Below are 23,388 nucleotides of genomic sequence, written 5' to 3' on the forward strand. Positions count from 1 at the left end.
GGGAGGTGCCCTCTCATGTTCGGACTGATCTCAGAACTCGTCCTCAACATCATTCGTGCGGTAGGCAGTTTCCTCTGGTAGCCCGGGCCACAGCTCGGCCGACCTGCGTGACACGCCCATGTTCTTCCAATTCCCTTGTCCCACAGTCTGTGAACGCCTGACCTGATCGGCCGGGCGGTCGACTGCGCCCTCCGCACCGGTTAGGGTGAGGCGGACCGGCCATGCCACCGCCGAGGAGGACAGGATGTCGACGACACCGGACGTCCGAGTGCGACGCGTCTACGCCGAGCCCGAGCCTTCGGACGGGCACCGCGTACTCGTCGACCGTTTGTGGCCGCGCGGGATCAGCAAGCAGCGGGCCGAATTGTTCGCCTGGCGAAAGGATGTCGCGCCGTCGACAGATCTTCGTAAGTGGTATGCCCACGACCCGACCAAGTTCGAGGAGTTCGCCGCCCGCTACCGGGAGGAGCTGTCGGACTCCGACCGTGCCGCGGCCCTCGACGACCTGCAAACACTGGCCGGCAAGGGAACGCTGACGCTGCTGACCGCGGCCAAGCGTGCCGACATCAGTGAAGCGACAGTGCTGCAGGCGATCCTGACCGGGTCGTCGGCGACGTCGGAAAGCGAGTCCGGGTCAGGTCAGTGACGCGATCGTCCGGTCGGTCACGGTCGGCGCGAAATAGTCGATGGCGGGCAGAATCGCGCGCAGGGCCGCAGGGGACACCTCGGTCGGTTGATGCGTCACCGCCCGCACGATCCATCGTCCGGCCTCGTCGGCGGCAAGCGCGTGCACATCATCGTATTCGGCTGTCGGAGCGATCATCTCCGTACGAACCAGCGGATAGTAGATGTTCGTCGCCCGGACGCCGCGGTGCCGGTTCTCCGCGTTGAGGCTGCGACCGAAGATCGCCAGCGCGTTCTTCGACGCGGCGTATGCGGAGAATCTCGGAAAGGTGTGTGCCATCAGACCCCACGTACAGACGTTCACGATCTGACCGCGGCCCCGCTCGACCATGCCGGGCAACAGTCCCAGGGTCAGCTGCACCGCGGCGAAGTAGTTGAGCTGCATGGTCCGCTGGTAATCGTGCAGTCGTTCCGTCGAATCCAGAATGGAGCGCCGGATCGACCGGCCGGCATTGTTGATGAGTACGTCGATGTCACGACCGGCCAGGTCGGCGAGCAATTCCGTGATGGCCGCCTCGTCGGACAGATCGCAGGTTCGGAACTCGCAGCCGGTTTCGTCTGCGAGAGAGCGCAGTTCGTCTTCACGCCGCGCGACGGCGATGACATGCGCGCCGCGAGCGGACAGTTGGACTGCGGCCTCCCGACCGATCCCGGCCGACGCCCCGGTGATGACGATGGTGAGCCCGGCGACGTCGCGGCCCGGTCCGGCCAACGCCTTCTCGATCCCTCCGGGCAGCCAGCTACGACGCTGCGCCAGGTCGGTGATCATGCCGGACAGGGACAGTGAGGTCATGGTGCTTCTCCTGGGTATCGGTTGCCGACAACGGCGACGATGCGTCGTGCGCGGTCGGACATCTCGGTGGCGCTGCGGTCCGGATGGCGTAACCACCAATGCACCATCGCGGTGACGGTGTTCATCCAGATGTCGGTGAGGATCGAGGCGTCGTCTGCGTCGAGCCCCGCCACGTCGGCGAGTAGGGCCGCACCGCGCGCCGAGTGCTCGGCAATCGCACGACGATGGCGACGAGCTGCATCCGACGGCGGGCCGTCCGGCGCGGTGCGGTCGTTGAGCACATTCCAGTCATGCGGGCGCGGCTCCAGAGCGGCGAACACCGCGACCAGGGCCGCCGACGCGAGGTCGACCGGCACATCGTGCCGAGCCATCACGTCCTCGACGTGCTCGACCAGGTTTGCACCGGCACGCTCGGCACACGCAACGTACAGACCCTCTTTGGAGCCGAAGTAGTTGAGCACCAGAGGTTTTGACACACCTGATCGCCGCGCGACATCTGCCACCGTGGCCCGTGCAAACCCCGCTGCACCGAACACGTCGGTCGCCGCATCGAGAATCTGTTGTTCACGCTCGGGCCGCGGCACACCTTTGGTGCCCGCTTTGCTGACGGCGGCGTCCGTGCTCATCGCCCTCCTCGAATTGACCGTTGGGGAAGTTACCTGGTGGTCAATTCGTCGTCAAGGGTGGTGGGAATGCACGTGGTCGGCGGGCGGATGGGTCTCGGAGCCCGCCTGATTGCACGGGCGCGGCCCGGGAAGAACGAAAAGAGCCAGGCTGCTGATCTGCAACCTGGCTCTGAACTCGATGCGGTTTTGAACCGCTCGTGGTATCCACACACAAGGACACGTTCGTCCGGCAGCGATGTCGGCAACGACGTGTAGGTGAGACATATGAGTATCCGCGGCTTGACCCCGGCAAAGACGCTCGACCAGCTACGACAACATCGCTGTCTATACCCGAACACAGCCGCATGCCTGCATCCAGAATGCGCGAACCGCGTTGACTATCCAGGCGATGGTCCCGGCCGTCGTCCCTTGTTCTGCTCCAGGAGCTGCACCCAGGACTATGCAGCGCACAGATTCGTGCTGCACAAAGAGATCGCCGCGCTCGAAAGCGCCATCAACGACGCTGGTCCCGGCAGCAGCAACGCGCGATCTTCATACGCAGCTCTCGCACGCAATGTGGCACCTTGCAAGATACGGGGGATGATGTAGCCCCGCTCTCGGGGTGAGCCTTCGTTCTTACAGGCGGATTTTGCTCTCGACGGCACGACGTCCGGCACTCCATCCTCGTTCGAGGTTTCAACGGTGTCCGTCGAAGAGTTGCGAGGCTCGGGCGTCAGGTTCGATCAGGTAGCGGTAGCGGGAGTTTCCGGTGCTGCCGTGGCCGTCCAGTGGATGCACCGGACTACGTGAGGTGTTGGTGGACAACCTGGAGATCCCGCGCATGGTCACGGTCGATCTTCCGCGACCTCAGCACGAACTCCGACTTCTCGATCACGACGAGCCGCAGCCCGTGCTCGGGGATCAGCATCCGTTTCCGCTCGTCGTAGCGGCGGCGCTGCTCACCGCGACCCATCCCCGAGACGGTATGCCGGCGGTCGAAGAATGGGGACGGTGCCGAGTGTTGCTCCTCCTGGAACTCGACCACGAGCCGAAGGTCCGACCAATACCCGTCCACGGGGAGCTTCGTGCCGCGCGCACGTGCGGGTGAGGGATCGCCGCGCAGCCAGTCGAATCTCGCCTGACGAGTCCCGGGTACGCCGAGGATCTCGTCGCAGAGGGTCAGCACGTAGTACTCGTCAGAGTCAGCGCGGTGGGCCATGGTGCGATTCTGACAGGTCGAATCCGAGTCATCGTGGCCGTGACACACCGACCGACTTACTCCACGATCGGCACGGTGTCGGTGGGTTGAACGGAGACGAGCATACGAAGTTCCCGACGCCGCAGTGGACACGATCGGGTTGGAGCACGAGGAGCCGTCCATGCCCGTGAGTCGACATCGAAACCTGTACGAGCGTCTGCGCGATTCTTAGTCCCGCTTGATCCGGCGAGTCCGATGGTTAAATGAGTTCAGTAGCAGGCACATTCGGAGCAGGACCTTCGCTCCAGAGCATGAGGGGGCGAAGCGGGTATGCGTCTGTCCAAGGTGGCAATCACAAATCACAGCCGGATCCAGGATCTGACTTTCGAGGTTCGCAGGCACGCAGTCATCGTTGGCGCGAACGACGTGGGCAAGTCCTCGATCCTGCGCATGCTGAACCTGCTCCTGGGGACGAGCTCTGCTGGCCTCTACCAGGCGCTCAAACCCGGCGACCTACGCGATCAGGAGCAGCGTCTCGTGGTAAACGCTCTATGGTCTGGATTCACGGATGAGGATCGTCGAGCCTTCCCTTCGGAGATCAGCATCGCTAAAGACCAGGTCGGCGAGTACCTCTGGGTCCAGATGGTGATCGAGGTGGACCCAGAGGACGATGAATCGGTGTCTATCCGCCGCTGGTTCCCGGAGAGCGGTCATGAACGAGCACCCAGCCGCGAGCAGCTGGAGGCGTTCGGCTGGCGCTATCTGAAGGCGACTCGCGGCGCGTCGATGATGGAGGGCGCGAACAGCCCGGTCCGGACACTCCTGGCCGCCGCCGATCTCGGTGCAAACGAGGACGGTTTGAAGGCCATCCTCGGCAAGTTCAACCAGGAACTCGCGGGCAACGAGTCGGTCGGGGATTTGCTCGGCCGCGTCGCGAGTCATCTCAGCCGTTCGATGCCGCGGAACGTCACTAAGGATGATTTCTCGGTCCGGAGCGTGACCGATCCGTCCAGCGACGTCCTCCAGGACGTGACGATCTTCCTCAACCGCGGCGACAGCCAGGTCGCGCTTTCGGAGCAGTCTGATGGGGTCCGCCAGCTCATGTCTATGACGCTCTTCGACCTGGCCGAGGGAACGGCGAACGTCCTCGCTATCGACGAGCCGGAGATCCATCTGCACCCGACCAGTCAGCGGACAGCAGCCGAACTCCTGAGCGGCGAAGGGAATCAGAAGATCATTGTCACCCATTCGCCTTACATCCTCCATCGTTTCGAACCCTCGGAGGTCATAGCGGTCGACCGCCACGGCAAGTGCCGCCAGATCGGAGATGCCAAGCTATCGAAGGTCGAGAAGGTGCGCGCGCACTGGTGGTCACCGCGACTTCTGGAGGCCCTGACTGCGCGCTTCGTTGTCCTCGTCGAGGGCGACGCCGACCGGGTGATCGTCAAGGCTGTGGCACAGAAGCTGGGCATCGATCTCGACCGGCTCGGCGCTGTGGTTGTCGAACTGGACGGAGCGGACAAGTTCAGCAACGTCTTCCCGCTCCTCGGCCCCGACGGCTTTGGTCCGACCCTGCTCGGACTGGTGGACGAGCGGGAGAGCGGAAAGTGGGTCAACGCCTTCAAAGGCAAGCGGAGCACTGTCGTAGACAAGAAGGTCTTTATCTCCGACATTGACCTTGAGGACGAGTACACCCGCGCCCTCGGCGGTCCGGTTGCGGCAAAAGCCCTCATCGATGGAAAGCTCTGCACGGAACAGGGACTGCTGCAATCGACGGGCGTTGAGTCGATCGAGAAGCTCGGTCCGGAGGCGGTAGCGAAGTTCTGCAGAAGCAAGGGCAAAGTCGAGGCGGCGACATGCATCGCTGAAGTACTGCCGCCCGATGCGGCGGAGAAGATTGGCAGCGTGTCGCGTCTCGTGCGCACGCTTGACGAGCTGAGCAAGCAGTGAGCGAGTTCTCGCTCAGTGAAGAGCAGCGCACTGCAGCGGCCTCCACGAAGGCGCACCTCCTGATCATCGCGCCACCCGGATGCGGCAAGACCGAGATTCTGGCGCACCGCGTCGCCCATCAAATCGATTTCCTCGAGCAGAACCAGCGCGTACTCGCTTTGACCTTTACCAAGCGTGCTCGGTCTAACCTCGAGGAGCGTCTCCGCTCCGTGCTGGGTCACGCACGGGCGCGTCGACAAATCGTCGTCCGCAACCTCCACGGCTTCGCGACGCAGGTGGTCCTCGCCCATGGCAGCACCATCGGCCTCGATATGAATGAACTGGAGCTGCCGAAGACCAGCACCATGCGGCGGGCGATGGAGACTGCGGGTGGCGGGCCCGCCATGTACGACGCGGAGCAGATCCTGAGCGAGATCAAGCGAGGACCGCTCTCGGACGCCGAGGTGTTAGCGGCTATCCAGCAGCGAGGTCCCGCGCCGGAGGTCGTGCTTGCGGAGAAGGTGGAGCGGTCGCGACAGGAGTCGAACCAGCTGCACTACGACGATCTCCTCCGGCACGCACAGCGCCTGCTCCGCATCCCCGCCGTCGCGCGGCTCTACCAAGCGCATTTCGGCGCGGTACTCGTCGACGAGTTCCAAGATCTCTCGATGCAACAGCTCGATCTTGCCCTGCTGAGCTGTACGTCCAGGCGGACGTTCGCCGGTGATCCGCTCCAGGGAATCTACTCGTGGGCAGGGGCCGCGCCTGACGTGGTCGAGGAGGAAATCAGAAAGACCTGCGGCGAGCCAATCAGGCTGCACGAGTCCTATCGCTCCTCGCCGAAGGTGCTAGAGACGGTCAACTCCGTGAGCAAGCTGGTCGATCCGGACTCTTACCTGGTGTCCGCGCAGCCAGAGCGGTGGCCGGGCAGGGGCTGCTCCGCCGCCCTTGTGCTCCAGGACCGCGCGGCCGAGGCGGAATTGCTGAGGCGCCTTGCGGGATCGATCCTGGACCGGATGCCTGAAGCATCCATCGGGATCATCGCTCGCGCGGGATGGCGCAGAGAGAGCATCGACGCGGCGTTCGTGGAGGAGAAGTCCTTCCCAGTCCGCCGTTGGGACCTCGCGATCGACGACCCTGGAATCGTCGCCCTTATCCAATCGACCGTCGCGACCCTGGCACATGGAGCGAGCATCATGGACGCGCGGCAGGCGGTGCTCGACGCCGTCGATCCCGCCGACGTCGACGCCTGCGAACTGGTCGACAACGCGTTCGACGCTCTAGAGCAGCAGCGCGACGCAGTCACGGCGAAGGCGGCGGTGAAGTCGATCAGGGCGTCCGACCACAAACAGACGATCGGCCCCGGCGTCCACCTGCTCAACGCGCACACCGGCAAAGGCCAGCAATTCGACTGGGTGTTCGCCATCGGCCTGGAGGAAGGGCACCTGCCGGGCAAGCGGAACAGCCAGGGAGACGCTCTGGCCGAGGAGCAGCGCGTCCTACTGGTCATGCTCTCCAGGGCTCGTCACGGCCTAGTCGTCACGAGAACACGGATGGCGGACGGAATGTACGAGCCATACCCGGCCACACAGAGCCGATGGTGGCCCAGGATTCGAGCACAGTGCTCCTTGGCAGAGGAGATCGAAGCACATCTGGAAGCGGAACTTCCGGCCTTGCCGCCGAGTCCATCGTAGTCGACGACATACCCGATCCCTTCGACGGACGGATTCCAAGAGTTGGGTAGCGGATCGACTGCAGTTTTGGAACGGCCTCATCCACAGCGCAACGTGGACGGGCCTCAAGTCGAGGTGAATCCTCCTGTGACAGCCGCAATCGCCGCAATGGTTAACGCCTGCGGAGCCTCGCCTGACACTGTCGACGGTCACGTAATTCCCCAGGGGTGTCTACAAGCAATTCCCCAAGTTCGGGTGTGCCAGGTTCAGCGTAGCGGTGACGAGTAGGGGCTCGTGATGCCTATGGCCATGAGACGGGGTAGTGGCCGGCGCCTCGAGCTGACGGCATTGCGGTGGTGTTTAATCGGGGCGTGGTGGTCTCGCAATCGGTAGGAATCGCCGTCAATTCTGAGGACCGCTGAGCGGTGTAGCAGCCGGTCGAGCATGCCTGCGGCCACATTGGGGTCGCCGAGAACCTCTCCCCATACAGAGACGCTGCGGTGGGTGGTTATCACGACCAAGGTCTTCAAATACCGTTGCGCCACAACCTGAAACAGGACGGATGCGGCCTCGGCGGGCAACGGTAGATAACCAACCTCGTCGAGGACGAGAAACGGTGGTCCGGCATAGAAACCGCATGCAAGTGGCCCATCGACCCTCGATCGCCGCTTTGTGGCAGCGGGCCGCCAATCCGCTGCGGTCGTTACATACGTGCCGTGACTCGGCATGCACCGCAGCCCGAGCCAGACCGACCGCCAAATGAGACTCCCCCGTGCCCAGCGGGCCATGAGCTCGGGCTCGATACGGTCTAGCTTGACCTCGGATGCGAGGCGTGAGCCCAGGCCCTACGCATCGCGGTGGTTGCTCACCGCTGCCCTACTTGCTCGGTCGATCGGCAAGGATCGGTGCGTCGGACGGAGTGCGTCTCAATCCGCAGGGCAAGATGAGTTCGTCAGCGCCGAGCCGAGGGAGTCGTAGCTGTGGGGTCGATCCACGAAGTCATTGACGCATTCCGGCAAGCGCCGTCGAACTCGGAGCGCGGGACGAAGTTCGAAAAGCTGATGGTCCGCTACTTCGAACTGGACCCGATGCTCGCACAGCGCTACGAGTCTGTGTGCCGATGGATCGACTGGGACGGCGCGACGGCAAGTCAGACACAGGAATCGACCTCGTCGCCCGCGCGACGGGCGAGATGACAGCGATCCAGTGCAAGTTCTATGAGCCTGAACACCGACTGTCGAAGGGAGACATCGACAGCTTCTTCACCGCCCTCGGCAAAGCTCCATTCACTCGGGGAATCATCATTTCCACCACTGACCGATGGGGCAAGAACGCCGAAGACGCGTTGGACGACCAGTCCAAACCTGTGCAGCGCATCGGACTCGATGTGCTGGCCGAGTCTCCGATCGACTGGCAGATCGAGTGGGCAGACGACACCTTCACTGTCGGTGTGGAACAGCTCACCCGGCACAAGCCGAAAGAGCATCAGCAGCGCGCGATCGACAAGGTCTTCGTTGGCTTTGCCGCCGGCAATGATCGCGGCAAACTGATCATGGCCTGCGGCACCGGCAAGACGTTCGCGGCACTCCAGATCGCCGAGCGCACCGCCATCGAGAACGGTGGACGCGCACGGATCGTCTTCTGCGTTCCGTCGATCTCGTTGCTGTCCCAGACATTGCGGGAGTGGACCGCGCAGGCCTCGATGCCGGTGCGCGCGTTCGCTGTCTGTTCCGACCAGAAGGTCTCGCGAGCTGCCGAGGACTCTCGCGCCTACGACGTGGCTATCCCGGTCACCACCGACTCGAAGAAGCTCACCGCATCTCTCACGAGTGCCGATGACGGTGATGGCCTGACGGTTGTGTTCACCACATACCAGTCCCTGCCAGTCGTCTCCGACGCCCAGGCCAACGGGCTGCCCGACTTTGATCTGGTGCTCTGCGACGAGGCGCACCGCACCACCGGCGTCACTCTCACCGGGGCGGATGAGTCGAACTTCGTCAAGGTCCACGACCCCGATTTCCTCAAATCGGCCCGCCGCCTGTATCTCACCGCCACCCCACGTATCTACGACCAGAAGCTCAAGGACAAGGCCGAAGATCACTCGGCAGAAGTCGCGTCCATGGACAACGAGGAACTGTTCGGACCCGAGTTTCACCACCTCGGATTCGGCGAGGCCGTCGAGAAGGGCCTACTCACCGACTACAAGGTCCTGGTCCTGACCGTCGACCAGTCACTGGTCGCGGGCCCAATGCAGGAACAGCTCGCCGGACCCGACAACGAACTGAGCCTCGACGACGCCACCCGCATCGTCGGCTGCTGGAACGGATTGGCCAAACGCGCCGGAGCTGCCATCGACGGCTCCACCTTCTCGCCCGGTGAGAACCCGATGCGCCGTGCCGTGGCGTTCGCCCGAGACATCGCATCGTCGAAGTCGGTTGCCGGCATGTTCCCCGCGGTGGTCGACGCCTACCGCGACACCCTCGACGACGAGGACGGCGACGACCCCGCCACCAACAACACCGACCTCTACTGCACCGTCGAGCACGTCGACGGCACCTACAACGCCCTGGAACGCACCTCGCGGATCAACTGGCTCAAAGGCATCAGCGCGCCGCTGTCAGACAACGAATGCCGCATCCTCACCAACGCCCGATGCCTGTCCGAGGGCGTCGACGTGCCCGCCCTCGACGCCGTGCTATTTCTGCACCCCGGAACTCCATCGTCGATGTCGTCCAGGCCGTCGGCCGAGTCATGCGCCTCTCCGAAGGCAAGGACTACGGCTACATCATCCTGCCGGTGGCTGTCCCGCCGAGATGAGTCCATCAGAAGCTTTGCAGGACAACAAGAGATTCAAAGTCGTCTGGGAAGTTCTCAACGCGTTGCGATCCCACGACGAGCGATTCGACGCCCACGTCAACGCCATCAACCTCAACACCGCCGACGTCAAGAAGCTCGGCACCGGCACCGATTCGCTGATGGGCGGTCACATCGGACCCGCTGCCACCGACGAGACCGAAACGATCGGACCCGCCGACGACGGTCAGTCCGCTACTACCGATGCCGACTTCACCTCCCAACTGGCGCTGTTCTCGTTGTCGCAGTGGCGACAGGCGATCTTCGCCCGCATCGTCGACAAGGTCGGCACCCGCACCTATTGGGAAGACTGGGCCCACGATGTCGCCGACATCTCGGCTGCCCAAGTCACCCGCATCAAAGCCAGTCTCGCCCAGGGTGATCCGGCTATCGAAACCGAGTTCGGCAAGTTCGTCGACGGGCTGCGCGACAACCTCAACGACAGCATCGGCACCGATGACGCGATCAGCATGCTCTCCCAGCACCTGATCACCAAACCCGTTTTCGACGCCCTGTTCAGCGAACACGACTTCGCCTCCCACAATCCCGTCTCGATCGTCATGCAACGCATGATCGACACCCTCGGCGACAGCGGACTTGAATCCGAAACCGCCAGCCTGGACACCTTCTACGACTCTGTACGCCTACGTGCCTCCCAGGTCACCAGCGCCGAAGGCAAGCAACGCATCATCGCCGACCTCTACGAACGCTTCTTCAAGATCGGGTTCGCCAAGCAGGCCGCCCAGCTCGGCATCGTCTACACCCCAGTCCAGGTCGTCGACTGGATACTGCACGCCGCCGACACTGTCTCCCGCGAGCACTTCGGCAAAGGGCTGACCGCCGACAACGTCCATATCCTCGACCCCTTCACCGGCACCGGCACCTTCCTCACCAGGCTCATGCAGACCGGACTGGTCACTCCACATGATTTGGCGCGCAAGTACACTCAGGAGCTTCACGCCAACGAGATCATGTTGCTGGCCTACTACGTGGCTGCGGTGAACATCGAAGCCACCTACCATGCCCTCGCGGGCAAGGCCGACACCGCCGACTACCAGCCGTTCCCCGGCATCGTCCTCGCCGACACCTTTCAGATCAGCGAAGCCGACGACACCATGGACGCCGAAATGTTCCCGGCCAACAACGACCGCATCACCCGACAGCTCGGCACCAAGATCAACGTCATCGTCGGCAACCCGCCCTACTCCGTCGGCCAGGACAGTGCCAACGACAACAACGCAAATATCAAATACCCCACCCTCGACGGCCACATCGAAACCACCTACGCCGCAAGGTCAACCGCCACCGACAAGAACAGCCTCTACGACTCCTACATCCGCACCTTCCGCTGGGCCACCAACCGCATCGGCGACCAAGGCATCGTCGCCTTCGTCTCCAACGGCGGCTGGATCGACGGCAACACCGCCGACGGCATGCGCCTCACCCTCGCCGACGACTACAGCAGCATCTACGTCTACAACCTCCGCGGAAACCAACGCACCGCAGGCGAACTCAGCCGAAAAGAGGGTGGCAAAGTGTTCGGCGGTGGGAGTCGCAACACCGTGGCGATCTTCATCGGCGTCAAGGACCCGAGCCATACCGGTCCCGCCACTATCCACTACCGCGACGTCGGCGATTACCTCACCCGCGACGACAAACTCCGAATCCTCGACACCGACCCGCTACCCACCATCGACTGGGCCACCATCACCCCCAACGCTGCAGGCGACTGGATCAACCAACGTGACGACACCTTCAGCAAATTCCCTGCCATCGGCCGCAAAGACGGAGCAGGCACCGGCGTCTTTGACGGCTATTCACGTGGATTGGCGACAGCGCGCGACGCGTGGTGCTACAACGCATCGAAGTCTGGGGTGGAAGGCAACATGCGGCACATGATCGACTTTTACAACCAGCAGGTTCACGACTTCGCGAAGACCGAACCGCCGACGGACCGCAAGGAACGCGCCGAGGCCATCGACAAATTCATCGACAACGACCCAATGAAGATTAGCTGGAACCGCGGTACCAAGCAGGATCTCGCACGCGACGTCACGTACACATTCGACAGCAACGCGCTGCGACTGGGCACCTACCGCCCGTTCGAAAAGCGATGGGTCTACTTCGACCGCAAGTTGAACGACATGGTCTACAAGCTCCCGACCATGTTCCCGACGCCTCACCACACGAACATTGGCTTCTACCAAGTTGGTGCCGGGTCTGCGGTGCCGTTCTCCGTTCTGGCTCTTCGCGACGTGCCCAACCTCCACGTCACCGGCGCGGGCAGCGGTGGACAATTCTTCCCGCGCTACACCTACCGCAAACTAGATGCTGCTGATGGAGCGCTGGATTTCTCGACGGGCGAGGACGAGGTGGACGAATGGGGCTACCAGCGCGTCGACAACATCACCGACGAGATCACGTCGATCTACCGGTCGAAGCTCGGCGATGACGTCAGCAAAGACGACATCTTCTGCTTCGTGTACGGGCTCCTGCATTCGCAGACCTACCGCGCCACCTATGCCGCCGATCTGAAGAAGATGCTGCCCCACATCCCGACACCGGAGTCTCGCGCTGAGTTCGACACTTTCGCCAACGCCGGCCGGCAACTGCTGCTTGTGCACGCCGACTATGATGAGGCCGACCCCTTCCCACTGGATGTTTTGGTGAAGAAGGGCCACGACGCGGATGATCCCAACACCTGGCGCGTCCAGAAGATGAAGTGGCGCAACAAGAGTGATCACTCCACAATCGTCTACAACCCGTACGTGACCATCAGCGGTATCCCGGAAGAGGCCGAACGCTACCTGCTCGGCTCACGAACTGCCCTCGGCTGGATCATCGAGCGATACCAAGTCAAGACCGACAAGGACTCGAAGATCGTCAACGACCCCAACGACTGGTGCGACGAGCACGACGACCCGACCTACATCGTCGACCTCATACGCAAGGTCACCACTGTCGCCGTCGAGACGATGAAGATCGTCGACGCGCTGCCTTGAAGCCACCAATGTCTGCACGACGTCCAGGGCCAAGGGCAAGCATGGCTGTTGCAGCTGCCGCGCCGTCGAATAGCCGGCCCCTACGGTCCGCAGCCGGATTGGCAACTGTCGGACGGCGGTGCTACGTTGGTGGCAATCGACCCCCTCCCAAGCCTCTCAGCGATGCTCAAATGGGAGGGGCCTTTTCTTTCCGAGGTAGGCAGTGAAGCCGTCGTTGTCGTGGGACGAGCAGGTCAGCCTGCTTGTCAGCCGCGGACTCGACATTGACGACGAGCGCGAATGCGCAGAGTTCCTGTCTGTTCACAACTACTACCGCTTCTCGGGCTACATGCGGTACTTCCAGATTGCGCCGCATCATAGCGACGACAACTTCGTCCCCGGCACCACGCTCAACCAGATCCGGGCGCTCTACGACGCCGACCAAGTTCTGCGCTCAGCACTCACCGAGCAGCTCACAACAGCCGAACTACTCCTGCGCACCCACACGGCGCACGTCATCGCCAACGACCATGGGCCACGCGGGCACTACTTGCAGGCCGAGTTCTACTCGGATGCCAGTAGCTCCGAACCAACGGTCGAGTCCTGCCTGCGAGACATCGAGCGGAGCCGGGAACGCCATATCCTGCGGTATGCCGTCCCCGGCGATCGAATGCCCGACTTCGGCGAGCTACCCGTGTGGTCGGCCGTCGAGGCCTGGTCGTTTGGGACGCTGTCGAAGTGCATCGAACGAGGCGCGCAGGGCTCCCTGGCAGACGCGGTAGCAACCAGCCTCGGCGTCGCCAAGGCCGGTTTCGCGTACCGAGTCCGGGCGTTGGTCTACATGCGCAACCGGTGCGCCCATCACAGCCGAATCTGGAACCACTCGATCATCGATGCCGGGCCCACCCCCAACAACGTCCGAGTCAAGGCCAAGCGTATCGCTGGGCAGTTCGAGCCCAGATCAGCACTCGACGTCATCGCCTCGCTCGATGACATCGTCGACCGCGGCAAGGCCGGATTGCATATGCTTCCGAAGCTGGTGGAAGCCCACAAGCAACACGCCGATTTTTGGAAAGGCCTGTCGCACCCACAGAACCCCCAGGACCATCGCCTATAACCAACGATCTCGGTGCGGGTATCGCCAGCGGCCTGAGAGTGCTTGTGGCCTCGGGGGTTACAGGTTGATCTTTGGCCCAACTCGCACCGAATTGGGAACCAGCCCGGCCAATCTTGAACGCGTTCGCAGCAGTTAACCCAGGGGCGCGCTGATGCGTGGGCCAGCCCGTCGGTGGTCGTTCGTATGCTCACTAGATGGTCGATCAGGACTTCCCCCACACACTCGACGGAATCCGCCAGTTCGCAGAGCGGGCGACGCTGTGGGGAAATGCGGTGGCTCAGTTCGCTCTGGGATCGGCGTACTTCTCGACGGCCTACCAGGAGCCTGGAGAGGAGTCGATCGACGCGATCGACGCCGAGGTAGGCAGCAAGGCGGACGTGGAGGGGCCACTGCTCACCGCGCACCGCCTGGCGAAGTTCTACGTCATCTCGTGCGGCGACGCGCTGTCCTCGTGCAGCGAGCTGATCCGCAAGGACCATCCGATGCACATCGGCTCCGCTGCGCTGGCGCGGACGGCCGCCGAACACTCGTCGAAGGCGATGTATCTGTCAGACCCCGCGATCGATTGGAAGCAGCGGGTGCTGAGAACCCACGAGCTGTTCAAGTCCAGCCTGCAGGAGTACAAGTCGTCGAACGACATGGGCGCAAAGAAGCTGATCGACGATTGGCAAAGGTGGCGCGCGAGGACGGGATCGACCTTCTCCGACGTCGCGCGCCAGACTGTCGGCAGCAACCGCACACTGATCGAGAGGCACTTCCCGCACGCGCTGGCCTACGACGAGCTAAGCAGGCCCACGCACGGCAACGCTACGTGGCTGACGCTGGCGGTGATCCAGGAGCAGAAGGGCACGAACTACACGTGGTGCGCGACGCTCCGCAACTTCTGCTTCGCGATGGATGTGTGCGTCGCTGCGGCGGATCGCCTCTGCGAGCTTTGGAGTCTGGACCGGGATGCGGTGCTGCGCATGATGGCCGAACGCAACTCGGCCGAGCCGATCTCATGGGACGACTTCAACGCGATGTGCGAGTGGGTCCGTCTAGGCGTCGACCACCTGACGGACAACGTCGTCGTGGACGCCCGGGAGGACCCGCAACCACGGCGGTGACTTCGTCGGACTCCGACGTGCTCACGGCGCTCACTTCGTCGACACACGCCCTCTGAGCGAGTCTTAGCTCGGAATCGCGTTTGCAGCCACATGCGCCTTGAATGCGAGCACGACTGAATCGAGTGGAGGAGGTTCACCGGGGACGCTGCCCGGCAGGGTCCCCGATCAAGGGCGATCCTCCAGAACTCGCCGTAACTCCCGAAATAACAAAAGGTCAGGCCGCATATCCGCAACCTGACCCTATGTACCGAATTGAGCTGAACTGCTCGTGGTGGGCGAAGGGGGACTTGAACCCCCACGTCCCGAAGGACACTGGCACCTGAAGCCAGCGCGTCTGCCATTCCGCCACTCGCCCGTGGCTGTCTGCGTGAGACTGGAAGACGATAGCAAGATGCCGGGTCCGATGCCAAACCGGCTCGATCCGTGACCGCCTGCGGCGGGTAGGGCGCGGATTTTCCTGGCAAAAGTGGGTGTAGCAACGCACAGATTTGGCTGGTGGGTCCGCGTTTGCTGAGTTCTATGGGCTGTTCAGCATCGGGAATGTGCGCTGAACACGCAGGTCACCCTCGACGAGAAGATAACGTGGAGACAACAATCTCGGTGATACCGGTGTTGCGTACGGTGCTGCATTGACGGGAACCGGGGCGTAATGGGCAGAATCGGTATCATCTATCAAGGCCACATGCACGGCGACACGCCAGAAGCCGTGTGAGTCAAGCCGCGAAGGGAGGTCGACGGTGGGAATTCTGCAGCGCATCGAGCGCAAACTCGAGGGCGCCGTCGACGGCGGGTTCGCGCGGGTTTTCGGAGGTCAGGTCGCTCCGCAGGAGATCGAGAACGGTCTGCAGCGGGAGGCCGAGGGGGCCCTCGAAGACCTCGGTGACGGCGCGATCCTGGCACCGAACAGCTACACCTTGCTGTTCAGTCCGACCGACTTCACCCACATCGCGGCCGAGTACGAGCTCAATCGTCGGACCTTCTCGAAGCACCTAGAGAATTACATCGCCGACAACGGCTGGCAGACCTACGGCAGGGTCGTCGTAGAGTTCGATCAGTCGCCGTCATTGCATACCGGCATGTTCCGTGCGCGCGGAGCGGTGAATCCGGACGTGAGACCGCGCCCGGTGCCATCCGGGCCGTCCGGACCACGAGGACAACAGCACCAAGTACGTGCCAACCAACCAGTAGGAGCCCCAGAGATGACCAACAACCCCGGATACGACCAGCGCAGGGGTGCCGCCGACCCGGCGTTCGACCAGGGTGGCCAAGAAGGCGGCTACGACTACCAGCAGAGCGGCTACGACCAGCCCGGTTACGACCAGGGATACGGCCAGCCCGGCTACACCCAACAGGGATACGACCAGGGCTACGGCCAGCAGCCCGGCTACAGCCAGCCCGGCTACGACCAGGGATACGGCCAGCCCGGCTACACCCAACAGGGATACGACCAGGGCTACGGCCAGCAGCCCGGCTACGACCAGGGTTACGGCCAGCAGCCCGGTTACGACCAGGCCTACGGGCAGCAGGTCGGCTACGACTACCAGCAGGCCGATTACCAGCAGCAGGGTTACGGTCAGCCGCAGCCGGGCTACGGCTACCAGCAGGGCGGGTACGACTACGGCCAGCCGGGTGCCTACGCGCCGGCCTCCATCACGCTGCTGCTCGAGGACGGCAGCAACCGGACTTTCCAGCTGCGTGACGGATCCAACATCATCGGCCGCGGACAGGACGCACAGTTCCGTCTGCCGGACACCGGCGTCTCGCGTCGCCACGTCGAGATCCGCTGGGACGGCCAGACCGCGATGCTCAGCGATCTGAACTCCACCAACGGCACCACCGTCAATGACCTGCAGGTGAGCAGCTGGGAGCTCGCCGACGGCGACCGTATCCGCATCGGCCACTCCGACATCTCCGTCCGGTTCCAGTAGCCGCAGCGCGCGCTGTCGACGTCCGAGTCGTCCCCGGGTGACCCGGCCTTGGGTCGTGTCCGGGCCCCGGTGAGACGTGCCGTCGATACTGAACTGTCACATCGGAATGACGGCGATCGCGCGCACTGCCCATAAGATGCACTCGGGTCCTTTTCTACGACCGGCGCCCGGGGTGGGAAACGAGCGGGCCGCAAGAGGTGATGGCGCTGGAGGTGAACACTTAAATGCAGGGCTTGGTGCTGCAGCTGACCCGTATCGGGTTCCTGCTGCTGCTCTGGCTGTTCGTCTACGCCGTCATCCGGACCCTACGGGCCGACATCGCCACCGCAGGCGGAAATCGCCTCACGCGCTATACACGCAGCGACAAGCGGCAACGCAGCAACACGCGGGCCGCACGCGGCTCGGCCCGCTACCTGGTGGTGACCCAGGGTGCGTTGTCGAACACCCGCATCACGCTGGGGGCACAACCCGTGCTGCTCGGGCGCGCCGACGACTCCACGCTGGTGCTCACCGACGACTACGCATCGGAACGTCATGCGCGGCTGTCGCGCCGGGGTGACGACTGGTACGTCGAGGACCTCGGTTCCACCAACGGCACGTATCTCGACCGGTCCAAGGTGACGACCGCGGTCAAGGTCCCGATCAACACGCCGATCCGTATCGGCAAGACCGTGATCGAGTTGCGCCCGTGACACTTGTGTTGCGCTACATCGCGCGAAGCGACCGTGGGCTGGTGCGCTCGAACAACGAGGACTCGGTGTACGCCGGTGCGCGACTACTCGCGTTGGCCGACGGCATGGGCGGACATGCAGCCGGGGAGGTCGCCAGCCAGCTGGTGATCCAGGCGATGCGCGGTCTCGACGACGACGAGCCCGGCGGCGATCTGCTCGCCCAACTCGACCGCGCCACCCACACCGGTAACGCGGCCATCGCCGCACAGGTGGAACGCGCTCCCGAACTCGACGGCATGGGCACCACGCTCACCGCAATCCTGTTCGCAGGCAGTCGCATCGGTCTGTGCCACATCGGCGACTCGCGGGGTTACCTGTACCGCGACGGTCAGCTCACCCAGATCACCCGCGACGACACATTCGTGCAAACCCTCGTCGACGAGGGCCGTATCACCCCGGAACAAGCGCACACCCACCCGCAGCGGTCGCTCATCATGCGTGCGTTGACCGGGCAGGAAGTGGAACCGACGCTGACCATCCGGGAGGCTCGCGCGGGCGATCGGTATCTGCTGTGCAGCGACGGCCTGTCCGATGTCGTCAGCGAGGAAACCCTTGCCGACACCCTCGGTTCCATTGCCGATCACAAGGAGTGCGCGGACCGGCTCATCGAGCTCGCGTTGCGCGGCGGCGGTCCGGACAACGTGACGGTGATCGTCGCCGACGTCGTCGATACCGAGTACGGGGAATCGCGGCCCATCGTCGGCGGTGCGGCCGGTCTCGACGACGAGGGCTACACGCCCAATCCGGCGACGGCCGCCGGACGGGCCGCGGCATTGCGCCCGCCGGCCGCGGAACCGCAGCGGCCCACGATCATGCATGACGACGACGAGCCACCGCACCGCAGTCCGTGGCGGCGGTGGCTGGTCCTGGGGACCGCGGTCGCCGTCATCGCACTGCTCATCGCAGGTTTCTTCGTGACCCGCGCGATGGTGCGCAACAACTACTACGTCGGCGCCCAGGACGGCAACGTGGTGGTCTTCCAGGGATCCCCCGACAAAGTGTTGTTCCTCGATCTCAGTTCCGGAGCGCAGAGCGTATGCGTCACCGGGCTCGACCAGGCCGAGCCGCAACTCGCCTTCGTCGACTACAACGCCGACGACACCTGCACCCCGCTGCAGACGTCGGATCTGGCCGAACTCGACCGCAACGCCATCGACGACCAGTCGATCCGCAACATGTCCCTCGACGACGCCCAGAACCGTGTCCGGCAGTTGAACTTCCTGCCGTTGTGCTCGGCATCGGCCACGCCTGCGCCGATCCCGACACCGGCGCCCTCCCCGAACGCACCGGCACCGTCGCCGCCGAGACCCTCTGCACCGAATCCCTCTGCACCCGCCCCTCCCGGGTCGACCGAGACCTCCGCACAGCTGCCTCCGCACTACGACAGCAACGGGAACAAGATCTGTCGGGGCAATTAGATGAGCCAACCGTCGACGTCCAATCACGCCCCACCGCGCCGGCCACCGGAGCAGACCGGGCGCACCGCCGAAATGGTGCTCCTCGGTTTCGCCATCGGTCTGGTGACGGTGGCGCTGCTCATCGTCCAAGCCGCGCAGGGTGAATCGCTCACCTGGAACATCGTCAAGTACGTGCTCGCCTACATCGGGCTGTTCGGTGTGGCGCACTTGGTGATCCGGCGTTACGCACCGCATGCGGACCCGTTGTTGCTGCCCGTCGTCGCGGTGCTCAACGGGCTCGGACTGGTCGTCATCCACCGTCTGGATCTGGGCACCGGTCGCACCGGCGAGACCGTCAACGTCACCGACGTCACGCACAACGCCGACCAACAGCTGCTGTGGGCGGTCCTGGGCATCATCGCGTTCTCCGCGATCCTGATCCTGGTGCGCGATCACCGCACCCTGTCCCGCTATTCGTACACGTTGGGTCTGGGCGGCCTTGTGCTGCTGATCATCCCGGCGATCCTGCCGTCGTCGGTGTCGGAGATCAACGGATCGAAGAACTGGATCGTCACCCCGTTCTTCTCGATCCAGCCCAGCGAGTTCGCGAAGATCCTCATCATCATCTTCACCGCGGCCTTCCTGGTGTCCAAGCGCGATCTGTTCACCACGGCCGGAAAGCACTTCCTGGGCATGGACTTTCCCCGTGCCCGCGATCTCGGTCCGCTGTTGGCCGCCTGGTTCGTGTCCATCGCAGTGCTCGCGTACTCGTCGGATCTGGGTAGCTCGCTGCTGATCTTCTCGACGATGCTCACGATGGTCTACGTCGCGACCGGACGGTCGAGCTGGCTGGTGCTCGGTGTCACACTCTTCATCGTCGGCGCGCTGATCGCCTATCAGCTGTTCTCGCATCTGCAGGTGCGCGTGGAGATCTGGCGGGATCCGTTCAGCGACTTCAACGGTGCCGGTTACCAGATCGGGCAGAGCCTGTTCGGACTCGCGACCGGCGGATTGTTCGGCACCGGACTGGGATCGGGCCGACCGAACATCGTGCCCTTCGCCAACACCGACTTCATCATCGCTTCCATCGGTGAGGAACTCGGCCTCGTCGGTCTGGCCGCGATCCTGGTGCTGTATCTGGTCTTCGTGATGCGCGGGTTGCGGACCGGCATCGCCGTGCGCGACAGCTTCGGCAAGCTGCTGGCGACCGGTCTGTCGTTCACGATCGCCGTGCAGGTGTTCGTCGTCGTCGGCGGTGTCACGAAACTGATCCCGCTGACCGGCCTCACCACCCCGTTCCTCTCGTACGGCGGGTCGTCGCTGCTGGCCAACTACATCCTGTTGGCGCTGCTGATCCGCATCTCCAACGCGGCCCGCGAGCCCGATCCGACACGGCATCGGCCGCCACCGCGGAACATCGAGACGCTGCCCACCCAGGCGGTGCGCCGATGAACAAACAGATCCAACGGGTGTCCGTCGCGGTCATCGTGATGGTGGTCGCCCTCCTGGCCAACGCCACCTACGTACAGGTCTTCAAGGCCGATTCGTTGCGCTCGGATCCGCGCAACAACCGGGTGCTGCTCGACGAGTACGCCCGCCAGCGTGGATCGATCACCGCCGACGCCGGCTCGGTGATCGCCGTGTCGGAACCGACCGACAGCCGACTGAAGTTCCTCCGCACCTATCCGGGCGCGAGCGCCACCGCGTTCGCACCGGTCACGGGCTACTACTCGTTCCAGTACGGCAGTACCGGAATCGAGTTGTACGAGAACTCGATCCTCAACGGCAACGACGACCGGTTGTTCGGGCAGCGGTTCATGGACATGTTCTCCGGTCGCGATCCGCGTGGCGGCAACGTGGTCACCACCATCAACCCCCGCCTGCAGCGAGTCGCCTACGACGGCCTGCGCAACGGGTGCGAGGGCGGCTGCCGCGGATCTGTCGTGGCCATCCAACCGAACACCGGCAAGATCCTCGCCATGGCGTCGTCGCCCAGCTACGACCCCAACAAACTCGCCAGCCACGACCAGACGGTTCGCGAGAACAGTTGGGCCGCCTGGAATCAGCCGGGCGACATCGACACACCGATGCTCAACCGGGCTATCAATCAGCTCTACCCGCCGGGTTCGACCTTCAAGACGATCACCACGGCCGCAGCGCTACGTGACGGCATCACACCGGACATCCGGCTGACCGCCGCTCCGTCGATCGTGTTGCCCGACACCGCAACCTCACTCACCAATTACGGCGGCCAGACGTGCCCGGGGTCGTCGGGCGGGACGGTGTCGCTGGAGCAGGCCTTCAAGTATTCGTGTAACACCGCGTTCGTGGATCTGACGACCAACAAGATGCGCGACCCGATCACGGTGTTCCGCGAGACGGCGCAACGGTTCGGCCTGGACGAGAAGCAGCCCGACACGCCGCTGCCGGTGGCGCGTTCCACGGTCGGCGCGATCCCGGATCTCGCCGCTCTCGGCCAGGCGTCCATCGGGCAGCGCGACGTGCGCGTCACACCGATGCAGATGGCGATGGTCGCCTCGACCGTCGCCAACGGTGGTGTGCGGATGCAGCCGTACCTGGTGGACAAGTTGCAGGCCGCCGATCTGCGCACGCTGCAGACCACCCAGCCGACCACCATCAACGAGCCGATCAGTTCGGATCAGGCGGCGACGATGACGTCGTTGATGATCGAGTCCGAGCGCAACACGCAGGGTGCGGGTGGCCCGGTGTCGATCGCCTCGAAGACGGGCACGGCAGAACATTCGGCGACCTCCGACGTCGAGGCGGAGACCCCCTATTCCTGGTACATCGCGTTCGCACCATCGTCGAACGCACAGATCGCAGTGGCCGTCGTCGTGGAGAATGGCGATCCCGGGCCCGCATCGACAGGAGGCGCGGTGGCGGCACCGATCGGACGAGCAGTGATCAACGCCTTGGCGGGAGGTGCAGGCGGATGAGTCTTCAGAGTGGCACCACCATTGCCGACCGGTACCGGCTGATGCGACTGATCGCGACCGGTGGCATGGGACAGGTGTGGGAATCGCTCGACACACGACTGAATCGTCGGGTGGCGGTGAAGGTCCTCAAGGCCGAGTACTCCAATGATCCGGAGTTCACGGCCCGGTTCCGCGCGGAAGCACAGACGACGGCGAAGCTGAACGACCCGGGCATCGCCAATGTCTTCGACTACGGCGAGACCCCTGACCGGGGCGGCGGCGATCCGCTGGCATACCTGGTGATGGAGCTCGTCGACGGCGAACCGTTGAACTCGGTGATCGCCCGCATGGGACGCCTGTCGCTGACCAACACCCTCGACATGCTGGAACAGACCGGACGTGCGCTGCAGGCCGCACACAGTCAGGGTCTGGTGCACCGCGACGTCAAACCGGGCAACATCCTGATCACCCCGACCGGCCAGGTGAAGATCACCGACTTCGGCATCGCGAAGGCGGTCGATTCGGCACCGGTCACCCAGACCGGCATGGTGATGGGCACCGCTCAGTACATCTCGCCCGAGCAGGCCACCGGCGACGAGGCGACAGCGGCGTCGGACGTGTACTCGCTCGGTGTCGTCGGATACGAGTCGCTGACGGGCCGCCGCCCGTTCCTCGGCGACGGCGCGATCACGGTCGCCATGAAGCACATCCGTGAGACGCCGCCGCCGCTGCCGAACACGGTGCCCGCGAACGTGCGTGAGCTGATCGACACCACGATGGCCAAGGATCCGAAGCAGCGCTACGCCAACGGCGGCGAGTTCGCCGACGCCGTTGCTGCCGTGCGGGCCGGTCAGCGACCGCCACGCCCCGGTGCCATCGCAGGTGCTGCCGCGGCGGGAGCGGTCGCCGGTGCGGCAATGCAGTCGACGCGGGCGATGAGCCCGACGGCCGCCACTCGCGGCCCGTCAACCGCACGCACCACCAGCCGACCACCGAGCAAACCGGTGCCGCCCGCCGACGACAACAGCTGGACCACCGGCCAGAAGGTACTGGCCGGTGTGGCCGCGGTCCTCGTGGCCGCCGCCCTCGGTCTGATCGTCTACTGGCTGATGAACCTCAGTTCGTCGTCGCCGGAGACGCCGGCCCCGTCGTCGGTGACCACGGTCACCGAGACCACCACGGCGGAGACAACGTTCGACGAGCCGAACGAGGAACCACAGCAGCAGGTCCCCACCACGACACGCCCGCCGACAACGACTCAGGAGCCGCCCACCACGACCACCGAGGAACCGACCACCACCGAGGAGACCACCGAGACGACGGACCCGGGCGCCCCGACGGCGAACATCCCGACGTTCTCGTTCACGATCCCGGGGTTCGGAAATTGATGAGTTGGCGATAATGGATGAGGTGTGGTGTCGGATGACGGTGACCGATCGGCTTACCGGCACTGTGGT

At 64.0% G+C, this 23,388-nt stretch carries 14 protein-coding genes, 1 tRNA gene and 2 pseudogenes; 12 read left to right on the plus strand and 5 right to left on the minus strand.

Annotation, left to right across the window (positions count from 1 at the left end):
- Positions 1-244: 244 nt before the first annotated feature.
- Positions 245-646 carry a DUF488 domain-containing protein gene (locus AAFP35_RS04105; protein ID WP_419220276.1) on the plus strand — a complete coding sequence of 134 codons (402 nt, stop codon included), beginning with the start codon at positions 245-247 and terminating at the stop codon, positions 644-646.
- Here the strand turns inward: AAFP35_RS04105 and AAFP35_RS04110 are convergent.
- From AAFP35_RS04110 to AAFP35_RS04120, 3 genes are all read right to left on the minus strand, one after another.
- Positions 635-1,468 (minus strand): SDR family NAD(P)-dependent oxidoreductase, encoded by an 834-nt coding sequence (locus AAFP35_RS04110; protein ID WP_419220450.1) that lies wholly within the window; start codon positions 1,466-1,468, stop codon positions 635-637. The genes AAFP35_RS04105 and AAFP35_RS04110 overlap by 12 nt on opposite strands.
- A gap of 5 nt (positions 1,469-1,473) precedes the next feature.
- Positions 1,474-2,103, minus strand: a complete 630-nt coding sequence (locus AAFP35_RS04115; RefSeq protein ID WP_419220277.1) for a TetR/AcrR family transcriptional regulator — start codon at positions 2,101-2,103, stop codon at positions 1,474-1,476.
- A gap of 781 nt (positions 2,104-2,884) precedes the next feature.
- Positions 2,885-3,301, minus strand: coding sequence for a hypothetical protein (locus AAFP35_RS04120; RefSeq protein ID WP_419220278.1), 417 nt, complete (start codon positions 3,299-3,301; stop codon positions 2,885-2,887).
- A 309-nt stretch (positions 3,302-3,610) separates the two neighbouring features.
- Here AAFP35_RS04120 and AAFP35_RS04125 point away from each other — a divergent pair, with 309 nt between their 5' ends.
- Both AAFP35_RS04125 and AAFP35_RS04130 read left to right on the plus strand, forming a co-directional pair.
- Positions 3,611-5,230: an ATP-dependent nuclease gene (locus tag AAFP35_RS04125; RefSeq protein WP_419220279.1), complete on the plus strand. Its 1,620-nt coding sequence runs from the start codon at positions 3,611-3,613 to the stop codon at positions 5,228-5,230.
- Entirely contained in the window at positions 5,227-6,903 is a 1,677-nt protein-coding gene (locus AAFP35_RS04130; protein ID WP_419220280.1) for a UvrD-helicase domain-containing protein, read from the plus strand. Before AAFP35_RS04125 ends, AAFP35_RS04130 begins: the two co-directional genes overlap by 4 nt.
- Before the next feature lie 245 nt (positions 6,904-7,148).
- Here AAFP35_RS04130 and AAFP35_RS04135 read toward each other — a convergent pair.
- Positions 7,149-7,668, minus strand: a pseudogene (locus AAFP35_RS04135) (ATP-binding protein); the annotation flags it as partial.
- Between the two features lie 194 nt (positions 7,669-7,862).
- On the opposite strand from AAFP35_RS04135, the pseudogene AAFP35_RS04140 reads away from it, so the two are divergent.
- The 3 genes and pseudogenes from AAFP35_RS04140 to AAFP35_RS04150 all read left to right on the plus strand — a co-directional run bounded on the left by AAFP35_RS04140 (position 7,863) and on the right by AAFP35_RS04150 (position 14,939).
- Positions 7,863-12,737, plus strand: a pseudogene (locus tag AAFP35_RS04140) (DEAD/DEAH box helicase).
- Between the two features lie 202 nt (positions 12,738-12,939).
- Positions 12,940-13,833 carry an Abi family protein gene (locus AAFP35_RS04145; protein ID WP_419220281.1) on the plus strand — a complete coding sequence of 298 codons (894 nt, stop codon included), beginning with the start codon at positions 12,940-12,942 and terminating at the stop codon, positions 13,831-13,833.
- A 194-nt stretch (positions 13,834-14,027) separates the two neighbouring features.
- Positions 14,028-14,939, plus strand: a complete 912-nt coding sequence (locus AAFP35_RS04150) for a hypothetical protein (protein WP_419220282.1) — start codon at positions 14,028-14,030, stop codon at positions 14,937-14,939.
- A 269-nt stretch (positions 14,940-15,208) separates the two neighbouring features.
- Here the strand turns inward: AAFP35_RS04150 and AAFP35_RS04155 are convergent.
- A tRNA-Leu gene (locus tag AAFP35_RS04155) sits at positions 15,209-15,294 on the minus strand.
- Between the two features lie 382 nt (positions 15,295-15,676).
- On the opposite strand from AAFP35_RS04155, the gene AAFP35_RS04160 reads away from it, so the two are divergent.
- The 6 genes from AAFP35_RS04160 (at position 15,677) to AAFP35_RS04185 (ending at position 23,319) form a co-directional block, all read left to right on the plus strand.
- The gene (locus tag AAFP35_RS04160; protein ID WP_419220283.1) at positions 15,677-16,867 is read left to right on the plus strand and encodes an FhaA domain-containing protein; all 1,191 of its coding nucleotides are present in this window, start codon (positions 15,677-15,679) and stop codon (positions 16,865-16,867) included.
- 224 nt (positions 16,868-17,091) lie between these two features.
- Complete coding sequence (locus AAFP35_RS04165; RefSeq protein ID WP_419220284.1) at positions 17,092-17,559, plus strand: FHA domain-containing protein FhaB/FipA; 468 nt, start codon at positions 17,092-17,094, stop codon at positions 17,557-17,559.
- Complete coding sequence (locus AAFP35_RS04170) at positions 17,556-19,016, plus strand: PP2C family protein-serine/threonine phosphatase (RefSeq protein ID WP_419220285.1); 1,461 nt, start codon at positions 17,556-17,558, stop codon at positions 19,014-19,016. Before AAFP35_RS04165 ends, AAFP35_RS04170 begins: the two co-directional genes overlap by 4 nt.
- Positions 19,017-20,447 carry an FtsW/RodA/SpoVE family cell cycle protein gene (locus AAFP35_RS04175; RefSeq protein ID WP_419220286.1) on the plus strand — a complete coding sequence of 477 codons (1,431 nt, stop codon included), beginning with the start codon at positions 19,017-19,019 and terminating at the stop codon, positions 20,445-20,447.
- Positions 20,444-21,952: a peptidoglycan D,D-transpeptidase FtsI family protein gene (locus AAFP35_RS04180; protein ID WP_419220287.1), complete on the plus strand. Its 1,509-nt coding sequence runs from the start codon at positions 20,444-20,446 to the stop codon at positions 21,950-21,952. Before AAFP35_RS04175 ends, AAFP35_RS04180 begins: the two co-directional genes overlap by 4 nt.
- On the plus strand, positions 21,949-23,319 hold the full coding sequence (locus AAFP35_RS04185; protein WP_419220288.1) for a protein kinase domain-containing protein: 1,371 nt from the start codon (positions 21,949-21,951) through the stop codon (positions 23,317-23,319). Before AAFP35_RS04180 ends, AAFP35_RS04185 begins: the two co-directional genes overlap by 4 nt.
- Positions 23,320-23,388: the final 69 nt, after the last annotated feature.

The organism is Gordonia sp. CPCC 206044 (assembly GCF_048537895.1).
GTDB lineage: Bacteria > Actinomycetota > Actinomycetes > Mycobacteriales > Mycobacteriaceae > Gordonia.

Coding starts and splice junctions, on each gene's coding strand:
- AAFP35_RS04105 (WP_419220276.1), top strand. CDS start 245: ATGTCGACGACACCGGACGTCCGAGTGCGACGCGTCTACGCCGAGCCC.
- AAFP35_RS04115 (WP_419220277.1), bottom strand. CDS start 2,103: ATGAGCACGGACGCCGCCGTCAGCAAAGCGGGCACCAAAGGTGTGCCG.
- AAFP35_RS04120 (WP_419220278.1), bottom strand. CDS start 3,301: ATGGCCCACCGCGCTGACTCTGACGAGTACTACGTGCTGACCCTCTGC.
- AAFP35_RS04125 (WP_419220279.1), top strand. CDS start 3,611: ATGCGTCTGTCCAAGGTGGCAATCACAAATCACAGCCGGATCCAGGAT.
- AAFP35_RS04150 (WP_419220282.1), top strand. CDS start 14,028: ATGGTCGATCAGGACTTCCCCCACACACTCGACGGAATCCGCCAGTTC.
- AAFP35_RS04165 (WP_419220284.1), top strand. CDS start 17,092: ATGCAGGGCTTGGTGCTGCAGCTGACCCGTATCGGGTTCCTGCTGCTG.
- AAFP35_RS04175 (WP_419220286.1), top strand. CDS start 19,017: ATGAGCCAACCGTCGACGTCCAATCACGCCCCACCGCGCCGGCCACCG.
- AAFP35_RS04180 (WP_419220287.1), top strand. CDS start 20,444: ATGAACAAACAGATCCAACGGGTGTCCGTCGCGGTCATCGTGATGGTG.
- AAFP35_RS04185 (WP_419220288.1), top strand. CDS start 21,949: ATGAGTCTTCAGAGTGGCACCACCATTGCCGACCGGTACCGGCTGATG.